This is a genomic window from Photobacterium indicum, from assembly GCF_003026215.1.
Lineage (GTDB): Bacteria > Pseudomonadota > Gammaproteobacteria > Enterobacterales > Vibrionaceae > Photobacterium > Photobacterium indicum.
On sequence record NZ_PYOC01000001.1, the window covers coordinates 720,408 to 737,880 of the forward strand.

At 40.5% G+C, this 17,473-nt stretch carries 11 protein-coding genes; 8 read left to right on the forward strand and 3 right to left on the reverse strand.

The genetic code is table 11. The annotated features are described in order from the left end of the window. Positions 1 to 377 precede the first annotated feature (377 nt). The 3 genes from glgC (at position 378) to C9J47_RS03110 (ending at position 5,290) form a co-directional block, all read left to right on the forward strand. A complete protein-coding gene (glgC, locus tag C9J47_RS03100; protein WP_107252200.1) occupies positions 378 to 1,595 on the forward strand; it encodes a glucose-1-phosphate adenylyltransferase in 1,218 nt (405 codons plus the stop codon). Further along, complete coding sequence (gene glgA, locus C9J47_RS03105) at positions 1,585 to 3,111, forward strand: glycogen synthase GlgA (RefSeq protein ID WP_107252201.1); 1,527 nt, start codon at positions 1,585 to 1,587, stop codon at positions 3,109 to 3,111. Before glgC ends, glgA begins: the two co-directional genes overlap by 11 nt. A 292-nt stretch (positions 3,112 to 3,403) precedes the next feature. After that, complete coding sequence (locus C9J47_RS03110; RefSeq protein WP_107252202.1) at positions 3,404 to 5,290, forward strand: methyl-accepting chemotaxis protein; 1,887 nt, start codon at positions 3,404 to 3,406, stop codon at positions 5,288 to 5,290. A 98-nt stretch (positions 5,291 to 5,388) separates the two neighbouring features. On the opposite strand, the gene C9J47_RS03115 is transcribed toward C9J47_RS03110, so the two are convergent. Continuing rightward, on the reverse strand, positions 5,389 to 6,069 hold the full coding sequence (locus tag C9J47_RS03115; protein ID WP_107252203.1) for a hypothetical protein: 681 nt from the start codon (positions 6,067 to 6,069) through the stop codon (positions 5,389 to 5,391). A gap of 111 nt (positions 6,070 to 6,180) precedes the next feature. Next, complete coding sequence (locus C9J47_RS03120) at positions 6,181 to 7,152, reverse strand: LysR family transcriptional regulator (RefSeq protein WP_107252204.1); 972 nt, start codon at positions 7,150 to 7,152, stop codon at positions 6,181 to 6,183. A gap of 212 nt (positions 7,153 to 7,364) precedes the next feature. Here C9J47_RS03120 and C9J47_RS03125 point away from each other — a divergent pair, with 212 nt between their 5' ends. Both C9J47_RS03125 and C9J47_RS03130 read left to right on the forward strand, forming a co-directional pair. Then, a complete protein-coding gene (locus C9J47_RS03125; protein ID WP_107252696.1) occupies positions 7,365 to 8,996 on the forward strand; it encodes a glycoside hydrolase family 13 protein in 1,632 nt (543 codons plus the stop codon). 113 nt (positions 8,997 to 9,109) lie between these two features. Continuing rightward, positions 9,110 to 10,198, forward strand: a complete 1,089-nt coding sequence (locus C9J47_RS03130; protein WP_170107419.1) for a tyrosine-protein phosphatase — start codon at positions 9,110 to 9,112, stop codon at positions 10,196 to 10,198. Between the two features lie 107 nt (positions 10,199 to 10,305). Here C9J47_RS03130 and glgX read toward each other — a convergent pair whose 3' ends face one another. Beyond that, positions 10,306 to 12,255 (reverse strand): glycogen debranching protein GlgX, encoded by a 1,950-nt coding sequence (gene glgX / locus C9J47_RS03135; RefSeq protein WP_107252205.1) that lies wholly within the window; start codon positions 12,253 to 12,255, stop codon positions 10,306 to 10,308. Between the two features lie 526 nt (positions 12,256 to 12,781). On the opposite strand from glgX, the gene C9J47_RS03140 reads away from it, so the two are divergent. The 3 genes from C9J47_RS03140 to C9J47_RS03150 all read left to right on the forward strand — a co-directional run bounded on the left by C9J47_RS03140 (position 12,782) and on the right by C9J47_RS03150 (position 17,092). After that, positions 12,782 to 14,140, forward strand: a complete 1,359-nt coding sequence (locus C9J47_RS03140) for a carbohydrate porin (RefSeq protein WP_011220497.1) — start codon at positions 12,782 to 12,784, stop codon at positions 14,138 to 14,140. A 131-nt stretch (positions 14,141 to 14,271) separates the two neighbouring features. Next, positions 14,272 to 15,150, forward strand: a complete 879-nt coding sequence (locus tag C9J47_RS03145; protein ID WP_107252206.1) for a MalM family protein — start codon at positions 14,272 to 14,274, stop codon at positions 15,148 to 15,150. Between the two features lie 142 nt (positions 15,151 to 15,292). Further along, complete coding sequence (locus C9J47_RS03150; protein ID WP_107252207.1) at positions 15,293 to 17,092, forward strand: alpha-amylase family protein; 1,800 nt, start codon at positions 15,293 to 15,295, stop codon at positions 17,090 to 17,092. The last annotated feature ends 381 nt before the right edge of the window (positions 17,093 to 17,473 follow it).

Here is a 17,473-nt window from a genome sequence, read left to right on the forward strand (position 1 = left end):
TAATAGCCACGTTTTTAGACAAATTTTTAAACTGAATAAATACTATGAGTAATTATTCTCTTTGTAATCATCATCTACGCACTTTTAGTGGTATGAGAATAGGGGGAGTAGCTTTGCTTAGCTGATTATTTCTCACCATATTGGGAATATGAACCATTTATAAAGTTTTGATAAATGGAATTTATACGCCACTGGTGGAATATGCCTCATAGGTCACGCTGTAGTGAAATATGAAATGAAATTACATTTACCTACAGTTTGTAATAAATTTTTTTTTTTGTAATTATACATCACGTTTCAGTGCGTACTAATTCTCATGTAGCATATCGTGTGGTATATATACATTAGATTGCTTAATTTCAACAAGGAGGTACACCATGGGTGGCGTTTTAGGTATGATTTTAGCAGGCGGAGAAGGCTCTCGTTTGCGTCCATTAACAGATTCACGTACAAAGCCCGCAGTTCCATTTGGTGGTAGCTACCGCTTAATTGATTTTGCATTAAATAATTTTGTAAATGCTGATTTTTTAAAGATTTATGTTCTAACCCAATTCAAATCTCAGTCTTTATATGTGCATATGAAAAAGGGTTGGAATATTACGGGCATTACGGATCGTTTTATTGATCCAATTCCAGCACAAATGCGAATGGGCAAGCGTTGGTACGATGGTACTGCTGATGCGATTTACCAAAATTTAAGCTTTATTGAACTTGCTGAACCTGAGCATGTTTGTATTTTTGGTAGTGATCATATTTACAAGATGGACATTAAGCAGATGCTTAATTTTCATAAAGAAAAAGAAGCTGAACTAACGGTTTCTGCATTGCGTATGCCTTTGTCAGAAGCGAGTGCTTTTGGTGTTATCGAGGTTGATGAAAACGGCTGCATGATTGGTTTTGAAGAAAAGCCAACTAACCCTAAGTCTATTCCTGGCGACCCAGAAAATGCGCTTGTTTCTATGGGTAACTATATCTTCAATAAAGAGACGTTATGCACTGAACTTGAAGAAGATGCAGTAAAGGAAGATTCAAGCCACGATTTTGGTAAAGACATCATTCCTAAGCTATTTCCACTAGGCCAAGTGTATGTTTATGATTTTACGACCAATATTATTCCAGGTGAGAAGAATACTGGTTACTGGCGCGATGTAGGTACGATTGAAGCGTACTGGCAAGCACACATGGATTTACTTTCTGAAGATGCGCCGTTCTCTTTGTATAACCGTCAATGGCAGCTACACACTCATTACCCACCGCTTCCTCCTGCAACAATTTTAGACAGCGAAAACAGTAAAGTTGATATTAACAACTGTATGATTTCAGCTGGTAGCTATATTCGCGGCGCACAAATACATAAATCAATTTTAGGCTTCCGTACCAATGTTGACCATGACACAATGATTTCAGAATCTGTGATTTTGGGCGATGTGAAAATCGGTGCGAATTGCTCAATACGCAAAGCGATCATTGATAAAAATGTACACATTGCACCAGGAACGGTAATCGGTGAAAATCCTGAAGAGGATAAGAAAAACTACCACGTTTCTGATGAAGGCATTGTCGTAATCCCGAAAGGAGCGAAAATTGGCTACTAAGAAAACGTCGTTAACAAAGCATCCATTGAAAATTCTATTTGTTTCATCTGAAGTAGAAGGGTTTGCAAAAACAGGAGGATTAGCCGATGTTGCTAAGTCTCTGCCTGCCGCCTTGAAGAAGATGGGGCACGATGTTCGAATTGTAATGCCTTTCTATCAGACAATTAACGGTAAAGATAACGCTGTTGCTATTTTGTCTACCGAGCTGTTTGTTGAGCCACAACCATTTGCTGTGAGCTATCAAGTGATGCAACTCGATGAAAGTAATGTGCCTGTCTATGCGTTAGATGCACCACAATATTATGATCGACCAGAATTGTATGCGGAAAACAACCAAGCATATGCTGATAATGGGGAGCGTTTTTCATTTTTAAGCGCCGCATCGTTAGATTTGTGTGAAAAACTGGGTTTTCAACCTGATGTGATTCACTGTAACGATTGGCATACTGGGTTAATTCCATTCTTATTAAAAACGCGTTATGCACAGAGTGATTTCTTTGCTAAATCGAAAAGTGTTATAACGATTCATAATGCTGTTTTTAAGGGGGTATTTAACTACGATCAATACAGCCTAATTCCTGAATTGATTCAACGTCGTTATATTAATGCTGAAATGGATCCATCGCATATCAGCATGCTTAAAGCGGGTGTTGCGTATGCAGATAAAGTGAACGCGGTTAGCCCTAATTATGCATCAGAGCTTTTAACACATTTAGGTTCGCATGGTATGGAAGCTGATTTCCAAAATCGTGCTAAAGATTTGTATGGCATCATTAATGGGTGCGATTACGATGATTGGAATCCTGAAACTGATGCGTACATAAAGCAAAAGTTTAAAGCCAATAAAGTGAGCTTAGCTCGCGGGAAAAAAGCGTGTCGACGTGATTTGCAAAAACAAGTTAACTTACCTGAATTAGATGTACCTGTTTATGGAATGGTTTGTCGCTTGACCGAGCAAAAAGGACTTCACTATTTAATTCCTGTGCTTGAAGATTTTTTATTGAATGACGTACAAGTGGTGATTGTCGGAACGGGTGATCCAACGTTAGCCAGTGCTCTGCGTGACATTAGCGAACAGCATAGTGATAAATTTGCTTTTGTTGAAACATACAGCAACCCACTAGCACACTGTGTAGAAGCGGGTGTTGATTTCTTTATGATGCCTTCTGAATTTGAACCATGTGGTCTGAATCAGATGTACAGTTTAGCGTATGGCACATTACCAATCGTTCGCGGCGTCGGTGGTCTAAAAGATACTGTTATCGATTACGATCAAACACCGCTGGTCGCCACAGGCTTTATTTATGATGCGCCAACACCTGAGGCGTTATTAATAAAATTACAACGAAGCTTGTTACTTTATTGCCAACGCCCTCAAGAATTTAAACGCCTACAGCAAAATGCGATGGCGTGTAAATTTAATTGGGCTGAATCGGCTGAACAATATCTAGATATGTATCTAGGTGGTGAGCAAAGTTTGGTAAATGAAATCTGCAATGACAAGGTAGACGCTTAGTTTACTTAGAATGTTTTCATTCTACAAAATCGTTAAGCCCTCATTGATGAGGGCTTTTTTGTGAGCGTTATTTTACATTTACACCATTTTCACAATACTCCACTTAGGATTATTCCTTTTTAAGCGGTGGAACATTGATTCTATTCCTATATAGCGCTTTTATTTCACTCAAAAATTAACTAATTGTTCATAATAAACGCGTGAAATGTGATAATACGCACGTTTTAAATTTTGTTTGCTATCGCAAATTTTTAGGCAATTGACTGCCTTTTTATAAATCATTAGGTTATACATGTTCAATATGACACTCAGGCAAAAGCTGGCACTTTCTGCAAGTATTGCAATTATTATCGGCGGTTTACTGGTAACTGCTTTTTCTTTTTTATCATCACTAGGTCGCTTAGATAGAGATATCAACAAGCAACTTAATGGTACTGCCTCTTCGTACAATAATTATGTGTCTAATTGGTTAGACTCGAAAGGAACAGTACTTTCGGCTATGCCAGTGAATATTTCACAAAACAATCTTGAGCAACATCTTCAGCAGGTTCGCGATTCAGCAGGCTTTGATAATGTCTTTTTAGCATTTTCTGATGGTACACAAGCGAATGCTAATAACGTTATTTTACCACCAGGTAACAATGATCCTCGCCAGTGGCATTGGTATCAAAATGCGATTAGCCTTAATGGTAAAGTGACGGTAGAAAATCCGACAGTTGCAGCTGCCACAGGGGCAAGCGTTGTTTCTATGGGTAAAGCCGTCTCTATTTTTGGGCAGCAGGCGGTGTTAGGTGCTGATGTCGAAATGTCAGATATTATCAAGCAGCTTGATGATGTGGTATTGCCTGGTGAAGGCTACATGTTCATTGCGAATGATAAAGGTAATATTTTTGCGCACGCAGATACGTCTTTATTGAATAAATCTGTTAATGCAAAAGACCGTGATTTAACCGATTCAATGCTAAAACGTCTAGCGAGAGAAGGGAATGTTGAAAAAGAAAACATCACTGGCAATGAGAGCTATGTGTTCGTTAAGCCAATTCAAGGCACGAATCTAAGTACGGTTATCGTTATTGATTACAATTCTGTTGCAGCACCACTTTACAGCTCTTTATATGAACAGATTTTCATGACGCTATTGGTTGTGGTTATTTGTGCGTTCCTGTTTAACCTATTCTGTGTGTATTTATTTAAACCGTTACAGCAAGTATCTAAGGCGCTGGCTGTAATTGCACAAGGCGGTGGTGATTTAACTCAACGTATTAATATCGATTCTAACGATGAGGTGGGTGACTTAGCCCGTAACTTTAACCAGTTTACAGCAAGCTTACAGGTACTTATTGGTCATATTCGTAGCCAGGGCGTTGAGCTGAGCCAAGCTTCGGCAGAAAGTGAATTCCGAGCGAACAAGTCGGCTGATGAGTTAAATCGTCAGCAAGATGAAATTAGCATGGTTGCCACAGCAGTAACGGAAATGGCTTCTGCTACGCAAGAAATCGCGTCTCATGCTGAGCAAACAGCGCGTGCAGCGCAAGATTCGACAGAGCATACCAATAGTGGTCGCGAGTTAGTTGTGCAAAGCCGAGTGTCTATTAACAATCTTGCTGAAGAAGTGAATCAGGCAACTTCAGTGATCAGTGAGTTGAATGAACATGCGCAGAACATCAACAGTATCTTATCTACTATTCAAGGTATTGCTGAGCAGACAAATTTATTGGCATTGAATGCTGCGATTGAAGCTGCACGAGCGGGTGAACAAGGGCGAGGTTTTGCCGTTGTGGCTGATGAAGTACGTGTGTTATCTCAACGTACTCATACATCGACTGAAGAAATTCAGAGTATGATTGCAACATTACAACAGACAACATCTAAAGCGGTTGGCTTGATGGAAACAAGCTCTCAGCTTGCACAGTGTTCGGTAGACGATGCTGACCAAGCGACAGTAGCATTAGAGCAGATTAACGATTCAGTGGCTCTAATTAGTGATATGGCAACACAAATAGCCACTGCAGCCGAAGAACAAACGCATGTAACAAGTGAAATAACATTAAACACAACAACAATTAAAGACGTAACCGATCAGCTTGTAGAAGATGCCGTTGCTGCACGTCATCAAGCAGAAGCGCTAAGTAATCAAGCAACAAAGTTAAATGACAAGGTGTCTACTTTTGTTGTTTAAATAAAGTAGTGATTGTCTTTACTATATAAGAAAGCCCTCTATGAGGGCTTTTTCGTTCATGGTTGATGCTATTTTCTACATGAGGTGTCATGTAAACTCTATTGTTTTCCTGGCTTCATAAACGGATATTCAAATAATATAGTGATGGTGTCATCAACAACCGTGAACGTAGCAAGCTTATTTTCCTCACTTTCTGGATTTCCCTTCTCACCGATGTTGCGCCATTGTTTTATATTACGGTAACCCTTTTGATAAGCACGCGAGAAGGTAGTCTTATCCATCATTAAATACTTACGCTGTGCATTATAGCTGGCGCTATTGGCAAGCATAAACATCTGATCATCTAGAGTTTGGCGATCTAAGGTTTGCAATCCAGCCAAGACATCTAAATGTTGTCCATTTACCTCCAGATAGCTAAAAACATAACCATCACGACGCAAACTAGCAAGAAGTGAATTGTAGTTAATTAAGGTGAGTGGAGCTTTCAATTCAACATTTTTTATTGTGGATAATGGCTTGGTTCTCCCGATTTCGATAGCAGTAGAAGTCAATTGGCTATAAACCACTAATGTAAGATCGTCTATTCCATAATAAGACGGTTTATCTAAGCAATACGCTTCGGCATTGTATAAATCGGAGCACTCATACGCATTCGGACGTGATGCAATTTGCTCTATATCGTCGGTAAAACCAATGTCATTAAACAGCGGTAAATACGATGCTGCATTTACAGTTGTGCTGAATATGCCAACGGCTATGAATACGAATTGTTTCAGCACAGTTCAACCTTATTGATAAACAAAAACAAATACCTGCTTATTTTACATCATTCTATAACAACTATATCTCTGGTTATAAAATAAAAAACAAAGACTTATACCCAAGTTACCTCAAGATGCTCGTTTGAGTTCATGCTGATAGTGGCCATTCAAAATCAGCTGCTGCTTGATATCCGCAACATGGTCGACCAATAACTCATTTAAATGGTAGATCCCAACCGTACCTTTTTGTCCTTCTTTTTTTAATGGAAGCGGGACAATATTTACCTGCGCGAAGTAGTCAGTCATACTCATTGGATACGGCATGATTGCGGTTGTCGAGGCTAGCATATCGATACTGGCAGTCAGTGAGTTGATCTCGTAAACGATGCGTTCTGATACCTTTTGTCTATCTCTTTCTAGCTGTTTGGGCTGTGGGTTTTCTATTAGATGCAGGTAAGCTTCTGAATCTGGTGTTACCTGCAATAGAGGATAAAGTGCCATATCTTCTTCTCGATGGTTCACCAGTAGTGGATGGTTTTGGTGTACGAACATTGCTTCTTTATCTTGTAGAAGGGGGATGAATGTGACGTTACACCGATGAGACAAACCAACAATTTCATGACCAACAAAAAGGTCGATTTGACCATGGATGAGCATATCCATCAGCTTAAGGTGGTTACCAAATTCCAGCTGAATAGAGATTGAAGGGTTGCTGGCACTATATTGCTGCAATGCTTGTTTTACAAAAATTTCCCACCATGCATCACCAGTACCCATTTTGATTTTTTCAGTTTTTCTCTCAATAAGATCAGCCATCTTATGCAGTAATGAGTCATGTCGTCGCTGTAGTTCAAGCGCTTGTTCTTGAAGGAGCACACCATATTCAGTGAGTTCAACCCCTTTCGATTTTCGGATAAAAAGAGGTACGCCAAAGCTTGCCTCCAGCTTCTTCATGTTATTCGTTAGGGTTGGTTGGCTAAGGCCGAGATGATTAGCTGCAAGGCTAATATTACCTAGCTCAGCGACGACCAGAAATTGTTTGTAGTTTTTATCCATAAGGCGAGGAATACGGTCAATAAAGAGTTTGACGACAAGTCTCACATTTATTGAATTTACTTGGCATCCTTATTGGTTTGAAATTGCGATCTCGATCTCCTTAATTATTGGTGATATAGGAAAAACCTATATCACGAGCTGGGTAGGGTATTTTAAAACAGTCAAACAAACGATTATGATATCAATATTAAAGATACCAGTATTCAAGGTATCACTGTTTAACTGAAGCTTGTTTAAGGGAGCCTTTGTCCATGAAAATGACCCCAAAATGGTGGCATGATGCTGTTGTTTATCAGGTTTATCCACGCAGTTTTTGCGATTCAAATAACGATGGTATGGGTGATCTGCAAGGCATCATCAGCAAGCTTGATTACATCAAAAAATTAGGTGTTAATGTTGTTTGGTTGTCACCTGTTTATCGTTCACCAATGGATGATAATGGTTACGATATTTCTGACTATCAAGATATCGCCGCAGAGTTCGGTTCGATGGAAGATATGCAGCAACTACTTGCAGAGGCCAAACAGCGCGATATTCGCATCATTATGGATTTAGTTGTTAACCATACATCTGATGAGCATCCATGGTTTATCGAATCACGTAAATCGAAAGATAACCCATATCGTGATTACTATATTTGGCGTCAGCCTAATGAAGATGGTTCAGTGCCTGATGATCAAGGATCTGTCTTTGGCGGTGGTGCTTGGGAATTTGATGACACCACGGGTGAATATTATTACCATATCTTCTCTAAGAGACAACCAGACTTGAACTGGGAGAACCCCAAAGTTCAAGAAGAAGTACATAAGATGATGAACTGGTGGATCGATCAGGGGATTGGTGGTTTCCGTCTTGACGTTATTGATCTTATTGGTAAAGAAATTGATAAGAAAATCACGGGTAATGGGCCTCGTCTTCACCCGTTGCTGCAGGAAATGAACAAAGCAACGTTTGGTGATAAAGATCTGCTTACCGTAGGGGAAACGTGGGACGCGACCCCTGAAACGGCCAAGTTGTACAGTAATCCTGCTCGTAATGAGTTTTCAATGGTTTTCCAGTTTGAACATATTTCTCTGACTTGGAAGTATGGTGACAAATGGAATCCGATTGCGCTGGATCTACCTAAATTCAAGCATGCGTTAACTAAGTGGCAGATTGAGCTGGCTGATGAGGGGTGGAACTCACTGTTTTGGAACAATCATGACCTTCCTCGTGCAGTGTCAAAGTTTGGCGATGACGGCCAGTATCGTGTCGAATCCGCTAAAATGCTCGCTACAACATTGCATATGATGAAAGGTACGCCGTATGTCTATCAAGGTGAAGAGATCGGTATGACGAATGTTGCGTTTGACAGCATTGATGACTACCGTGATATCGAAACCTTGAATTTCTACAAAGAACGTACAGAAAATGGTGTCGCGCCTGAAACCATGTTGGCAGCGGTACATGAAAACAGCCGTGATAATGGCCGTACACCAATGCAGTGGAACAATAATAAAAATGCGGGTTTCTCAGAGCAGCAACCGTGGTTGCAGGTTAATCCTAACTATCCTGAAATTAACGTAGATGCTGCGCTAGAAGATCAGAACTCGATCTTCTACCACTATCAAAAATTGATTCAACTGCGTAAGTCATTACCAGTGATTGTACATGGTGCTTTTGAACCAGTATTTGAAGATCATGAACAGGTATTCGGTTACCTTCGTTCTGACTCCCAACATCGTTTGTTTGTGCTTAATAACTTTACAGGCGAAGAAGTTACTGTTGAGATGCCAGAGTCGCTTCAAACTGAATATGCCGAATGCATTATTTGCAACTATGAATCACATCAGCAGTTAAGCTCAACCTTAACCTTGAAGCCTTTCGAATCTTTTGCTGTATTGATTTAATCGTAATTAGTGAGTTGCTTTACTTGATTATGGGTAACAGTTAACTGTCTTCATTGCCTTGGTTCTGTTCAATTACTTTTGAACAGAACCTTTTTTATTTGGGGTAAGTCAATATGATGCATTATATGTATGAAGGTGCTGATGTGGTTTTTGATATTCCTCAGAAGGGAAAACACATCTACTTGGTTGGTAGTTTTACGAACTGGCAAAAAAAAGAGGGATACAAATTCCTTGAAATAGATAATAAACTATCACTGAAAATAAGTCGTCAGGCAGTGAATAAAATCGGAAATTCTGGATATATCGAATATTATTTCTGGGATGACGAAAAAAAACAACCTTTGCCATATAATAATAATCACCCGGCCGGATACTGTTTTAATAACCAATTCAATGGTAGCTATAATTATTTATTACTGCCTGAAAATATCACGACTGATGATTTGAAGACAATTATCAATGATTGTGAGCAGTCATTTCGAATTAAAACGATGGCATGTGAATTTAAGTCTGATTGGGTGTTAGCCAATTTTAGAGAAGTAAACGGCGGGTATTTGGCTAAACAGACACTCTTTCGTTCTTACCATCCAGTCATTCCTTCAAGAGTTGGGCATCCAAAACTAAGAGAGATCGAAGCCCAACGTCAACAAGTAGCCATGCGTTTACTTGAAACGAACAATATACGCACTGTTATCAATCTGTCAGAAACATCGCAAGAACTTGATGAATACCTTCAGGTAGCCGAACCGAGTTACTACAAAACACTGTGGCTCGGTAAGAGTGTGATAAGTGTGCCTGTTGCTTATGAAACGGTATATTTTATGTCTGATCGGGATGAGAGTTTTAATCCAGATGAATTGGGATTCCAGACTGGAATCCAAGCAGTGATTCAGCAGATTGCTGATCACCAGCCTCCTTATCATGTTCACTGCCGATTAGGCTCTGACCGAACAGGCGTTGTTATTGCTTTTTTACAGTTATTCATGGGTGCAGACAAGGCAAAGGTAGCGGATAGTTATTTGAAAACCAATCAGATGGCAATCGGGGAATATCGTAGTATTCGTTTATTGGAACATGCGCTAGAGCAAGCCTTGGGGCACGAGTGTTTTGATGATGGTCACTCGATAACGCGTGATTATCTATTGTCTTTAGGGTTAGCGAGTAATGTTATTGAGTTAGCGTATAAAAACTTGGCAGGATAAAGAATGTCCGTTAGATAAAAGATAAACCCAGTACCGCAAGTGATGCTTTCTTAGAAAGCGTTTTATTGCTCTACTGGGTTTATTCAATGAAATGTACCAATACGTTGCTACTCTCGAGAGAGTATTGTGATCGATTGGGTACTTTGCATGTAGGTGGTTTGCGTTTGACGGTTACCAAGAACAGACTCTGAGGTATCACATATAATACGCCATTTACCGCCCGCTGGTAAACGGTATCGTGTTGGAATAGTTGAGCTATTTATTAGGAATAACAACTCTTTACCATTTTTATATAGGCCAAGATAGAGAGCAAAGGCTTCAAGGTTTTGCCAATCATCAGTGTTCATTAGTTTACCATTCGAATGGTTCCAGCGAATGCGGTGGTGTCCACGTTCACGACCACTGAATGCCCGAATAAACGGACTCATCACTTCTTTTCTGGCTTTTACCATTCCTGCTAGCCAGTTTTTGAAGCTGATATTATCAGGTGATAATATCCAGTTGGCCCAGCTTATCTCATTATCTTGGCAGTAAGCATTGTTATTGCCACCTTGAGTATGAGATAGATTATCTACTGCAAGTAAATGAGGAATCCCAAAGCTAAATAGTAGCGTTGTCATAAGGTTGCGTTTTTGACGTTCGCGCTTATACAGAACCGACAGGTTATCTGTTTTCCCTTCAACCCCGTGGTTAAATGAACGATTATCGCCATGTCCATCAAGGTTTCTTTCACCATTTGCTTCATTGTGCTTGTGGTTGTAAGACACAAGATCTTGCAGCGTAAAACCATCATGATAGGAGATGAAATTGACGGGTAATTTGTCTGGCCAACCTCCCGCACTGAAGAAATCGCGAGATCCCATTAGTCGAGTTGCGAATTCTTTGACATTGTTCTTATCGCCTAGCCAATGACTCTTGACGGTATCGCGAAATTTATCATTGCACTCGTTCCAGCCTCGCGGAAAATTACCAAGCTGATAGCCGTCAGGACCTACATCCCAAGGTTCAGCAATCAATTTTACCTTTTGTAAAATTGGATCTTGTTCAATGGCTTTAAAGAAGGCACTTTGGGAGTCAAAACGATGTCCGTTACGTCCTAGTGTTGCAGCCAAATCAAATCGGAAACCATCTATTTGGTAATGGGTTACCCAGTGTCGAAGAGTATCGATTACAAGAGTTAGGCTCGGCTGATAAGTAAGATCAACGGTATTACCACAGCCTGTGTAGTTGTGATGATTTTTATGACTATCAAGAAGGTAATAATGTTTATCCAAGCTCTTTAAATGGAATGTTGGCCCACCTTCACCGCCTTCGGCTGTGTGGTTGAACACGATATCCATGATGACTTCAATACCTTCTTTGTGTAACTCCCTTACCATGGTCTTCATTTCTGTGACGGCATCACTCATCGCATAGCGCGGCTCTGGTGCCATAAAGCATAGGCTGTTATAGCCCCAGAAATTCACTTTATCCATCTTAAGCAAATGGGGCTCAGACATGCATGAAGTGACAGGGAGCAATTGTAGGCTGGTAATGCCTTGTTCTTTATAGAACTCGATTGCAGCAGGCTGGCAGAGGCCAAGGTAAGTGCCTCTGTATTGCTCTTCAATATGCTCTTGAAGCTGAGTAAACCCTTTAACGTGCGTTTCACACAGGATGGTTTCTTCGTACGGTACCTGTGGAAAGGCGGTGTTTTGCCAATCAAATTGATGGTCGATAACAACAGATTTAGTGAATTTCCAGCTTTCTTCTGCCGTGAATGGTTCTACATAAAAAGGTGTTTGATTTAGGGCCTGCGCATATGGGTCGAGAATTAATCTTTCATCGTGCTTGTCTTTAATTTGAAAGCCATAAACTTGTCCTGCTTTAATATTAGGAACGAAGGTATAGTGGATATCTAAGTGTGTATGGTCAAAGTCAATAATTGTTTTTTTATTTTCAATGTCGAATAGAACTAATTTAATTTCTTGGTTATCAGCACTGTGAATTGAAAAATTACAACCTTGGTCACATAATGTAGCCCCTAAAGGATAAGCTTGAGCTAATTTCGCAAACATTGAGTCGTTCTCTTTTCTTATTTACATATTTATACATGCTATTAAATAGTGAAAATCATCTCAGTCAAGAAATGTTTTTGAGAAAAATTAATTAAGTTACTGGTTATTCCATCCTTATTAAATACAAGCTACGAATGATTTATTTTTATTTGATGTTTTTCTTACAAACACTAAGCTGATCTCTTTACTTATTTTTTTAGTGCTATTGAGTAATTTTTGCTCAATAAGTTGATCGGTTTTTTTGAATTAAATTGAAAATTAATTAAGTAACTTAACATTCGTTTTTTATTATAAATAAGTGACTGATGTCTTACTTTTCTTTTGCATTCCGTATTTTTATTACGGGTATACGCCTAACCTTCGTGAGGCACGTCACGAAACACACTAACCTCCTAATTACTACGCCCCTCTACTCCTCCCTCTCATCCTGTTATTAGGATGATGTGTATAGCTGAACGAAAGCTGAATATTAGTCCCGAAAGGTTGCTAGATAGCAACCGACATAAAAATTAAAAGGGACATTCCTATGAAACACAAGTTAGTACCCGTAGCAGCGGCGATCTTTGCAGCATTAACTTCTTATAACGTAGCAGCTGAATCTGGAACTGATGTTCTGACTGACGGTTGGGAAGTACACGGTTACGGTTCTATGAACTTCCGTATGACTGAAGGCGAATCTATTGATACTGAATACGGCAAGCCTGACTACAAAACTGCTGGTACACATGGTAAAAGTACTAACCAAGTTGAGTTCGTAATTAAGAAACACACTGAACATCAAAATGGCGTATGGTCTGACTTCGTTGTTCGTTCAGAATACGGTAACGGTAACTCATATGCTTACTCTTCTTCAGGTAGCCAAAAAGATAACACGACTGCTCAGTTTGAAGTTAAAGAGTCATTTGTCGAGATTGGTGGTATTTCATTCCTTGGTGAAGATACATCGATCTGGGGTGGTCAACGCTTCCTGAACCGTTCTGCGGGTATTCTTTCTGGTGAGTTCTGGAAACAGTCTTCAGGCGTTGGTGCTGGTATTCAAACAAAATTAGCTGGTAACACCGCTGGTTTTGCTGTTGTAACTGCGGATCCAGATGCAGGTGCTGCTGATTCTTACAGCATTACAGAATGTAAGAAAGAAGACGGTTCGGCTTCTACTGATCCAACTGATTGCAAAATCAAGAAAGATGATGCAGGTGATCGCTCTACTCTGACATCTGTTGATTTCTACTACTATGGTGTTCAAGCACTAGGTGGTAGCTTTGATTTCGATTTGAAACTAATGTCTCAGGCGAACAAAGATTCAGGCTCTGACAGTGGCTTCGGTGCTTCTATCACTTATAACCGCGATTACTACGGTCTAGACGGTTGGACGCAAACTGCGATTGCATACGGTGAAGGTGTTGCACAAAACCGTGGTGTAAACTTTGGTGGCTGGTCTGGCGGTAATGACGATGCACAATCTATTTTCTTGACATCTTATGGTGTACTAAACATTACTGATAAATTACAGATGGGTTCTGAGCTGACTTACCTTGGTGCATTGGATGAACTATTTGGTGCGGAAGACCTGAAGCGTTACCTGATTGCTGTTCGTCCTTCATATAAAGTGAATGATAACCTACGTCTTGAAATGACTGCGTCTTACGGTCATGAAGAAGGTGCTGACGGTTACTGGGGGCGTTCAGGTGATGCAGTTGAAAGTGATATCTACAACGTAGAACTAGCATCTGCATTCACTGTTAATGCTGACTACTTTGGTCGTCCACAAATTAAACCTTACGTGAGCTACATCAAAGCTGATGATCGCGAAAGTGCAAAACAGATTGGTATAAAGAACGGCGATGACGAAGTTGTTGTTGGTGTTCACACTGAAATCTGGTTCTAAACCGATTAGTGTCAAAGGCAGCCTTCGGGCTGCTTTTTTGAGTATATATCTATTAGATTCTGCTGTAGATTTAATGAGATACGAATAGCTATATACCCATAATAATCTAATAAGGGTACGGGAGTTCAAAGATGAAAGTGATTAAAACAACATTAGCTGCACTGCTTGCAGCAAGCCTGATGGGCTGCGCGGCTTCCCCGACAACAGAGATGGTCAAAGACGTTTCAATAACTGCGGCGACTTGTTGTAATTCATACAGTGAATTTTCCTGGATTCCGATGACGGACGATAGTGTCGACTTTGCTATTGATGAATATTCTCAGGTAGGTGATTTTCCTGAAGGTAAAAGTTACTTTGTAGGCTTCGTCATCCCCCAGAATGTGGAACGTATGAGTGTTGACCTGAAGAGTTGGATGAAGACAGCTGGAGTGTTTGCACCAAAAGTTCTTCTGTTGGATCCGCAGTTTCAGCCAGTGAAGATGATTACATTGGATGAATTTGAGGTTAAGCCATCAAATATATTTAGCCTATCCAGTTATCAGCATCGTTTTGTAATGGAGCAGAGTAAGACGCCGTACATGGTGGTTTATTCACCGAAGGAATACCGTGAAGGGAGCATTCAGATCCCACACCCTGAACGTCTTCGAGCTGAAGAGCTCGGCCTTGCAAGACCAATGGTTACCGATCCTGTTATTCAGCATCAGAAGTTTGGCTCGTTAGAGATTGATCTAAAGCCAATTAACTTGCGTTCATATCGTGCGAGTGAAGTGACGGCTGCTACGGCTATTGTTGCGTCTGCACCCGTTGCTGCTGCGGTATCAACAGCGACTCCTGCTGTCAAAACCAGCAACATAACCATGTTGCCAGAAACAGAGGCATTCTATAATGGCCAAATTAAAGCGGCTGTTGAGAAAAATGAGATGCACAAAGCCCTTCAATTAGTTGAAGAGGCCAAACGAGCGGGATCAAGCTCAGCTGAAACTACGTTTGTTGAACTAATCAAAAAGTAAACCTAAACCTAAACATCCACACTCATCAAGGTGCAGAAATGCCGAATCCTGCACCTTGATGTAGTTTGGAATACGAGCTGGTATTCATCAGCCCGTTCCATCTGCCTTCTCTTTCCGTTTTAATCCTTTTGAGTTCTAATTCATGACAGATAAAATTAAACCGAATGTACCTGCAAAGCATGTTGTTTATCAGGTTTTTACTCGCTTGTTTGGTAATACGAATACAACGAATAAGCCGTGGGGCACTCTTGAAGAAAATGGCATCGGAAAATTTAATGATTTTACTGATAAAGCATTAAGCGAAATAAAGCAGCTAGGTGTTAGCCATATTTGGTATACCGGTGTGCCGCATCATGCCGTTGTACGAGACTACAGTGAATACGGGATTAATTCAGATCACCCCAGTGTTGTGAAGGGGCGAGCAGGATCCCCTTATGCTGTTAAAGATTACTATAACGTCAACCCTGATTTGGCCGTTGATCCGGCTAACCGCCTCGAAGAATTCAAAGCGTTGATTGAGCGCAGCCATCGTCATGGTTTGAAGGTGATCATCGATATTGTACCTAACCATGTTGCGCGCCGTTATCAAGGGATAACGAATCCTGCTGGGGTGGAAAATTTTGGTGCATCAGATGATACGACGTTGGTCTATCACCGAGATAATAATTTCTACTATATTCCTGATGAAGCGTTCACTGTCCCTGACGCTGAAAATGGTTATCTGCCATTGGGTGGTGAAGCGCATCCTGATTTCGATACGCCGTATGAAGAATTTCCGGCCAAATGGACGGGGAACGGTTCTCGCCTAGCAAAGCCACAATTTGATGATTGGTATGAAACTGTCAAAGTGAACTATGGCGTTAAGCCCGATGGTAGTAAAGACTTTGATGAACTGCCACAAGGCTTTAATAAGAAAGATCACACTGAGCACTTTGAGTTTTGGCAAGGTAAATCGGTGCCTGATTCTTGGGTGAAGTTCCGTGATATTGCCTTGTACTGGTTGGCATTGGGTGTTGATGGGTTCCGCTATGATATGGCAGAAATGGTGCCGGTTGAGTTTTGGAGCTATATGAACTCCTCAATTAAACAGGTGAATCCAGAGACGTTTTTGATGGCTGAGGTATACCAGCCAGACTTGTATCGTGATTATATTCATTTAGGTAAAATGGATTACCTCTACGATAAAGTTGATTTGTATGATGCACTGAAGCTTGTCATGCAAGGCCGTGGGTCAACCGATGCTATTGTTGAGGTGCAACAGCAGTTGATGGATATTGAGCATCATATGCTGCACTTCCTTGATAACCATGATGAACAGCGGGTAGCGAGTCCAGAGTTTGCTGGTGATGCCAATAAGGGTAAGCCTGCAATGTTAGTATCAACAACGCTCAGTACTTCACCGACCATGATTTACAGTGGTCAGGAAGTTGGTGAAGAGGGCGTTGAAGATGCTGGATTTGGCTTGCATTCACGAACAACTATCTTTGATTATTTTGGTGTGCCGAGCCATCAGCGTTGGATGAACAATGGCGCGTTTGATGGTGGTCTACTGACGGATGAAGAACATGAACTGCGTGATTTCTATCAACGTTTATTGAACTTCTCACTTACCAGTACCGCTATGCTAGGCGAATATCAGGAAATTCACCGACATAACAGAGAGTACAGTGATACTTACAATGAACAGCTATTCTGTTTTAGCCGTTATGATCAACAACAGAAGCTGTTAGTGGTCGCGAACTTTGCTGAACATGATCAGGGAATGGTTATGATAAAGTTACCGTCATCACTGATCGATGCTTGGCAACTTGATAATGGAGAATACACGCTCACCGAACAACTAGATGGTAATCACACTGTAGTGTTGTCTGTTGCTAATGGGATTGGTGAACTGCAGCTCTCTATCTCTTCGCTGTCTTCAATGATTTTGCAATTGAATTAATTTAGCTTGCGTTGCACCCCCGTGACGAAGATATGTAGAGCCGCTGAATATCAGCGGCTTTTCTATTTTCATAAGGCTATTTTTTTGTAGGAGTGGCATCGCTAGTTGGAAAATAGGGTGTGCACCAGCCACGGTCTTCTATATACCAAGTGCAGTGTCCAGACGCCATCGCTACGTTAGCAAAGAATAAGCTAATGGCAATGAGTAAAGCTTTTAACTTCATAATTACTTTCCTTATGGAAGTGGTCATTGCATACATATAGAACAGATTCTTTTGTGATTTATTGCACAAAAGTTTTTTCATAGGATTTAATTCTAGTCATAAAAATATTTTCTGACGCTGATTTGGATAATTTATTTATTTGAAAAGTGAGTGTCACG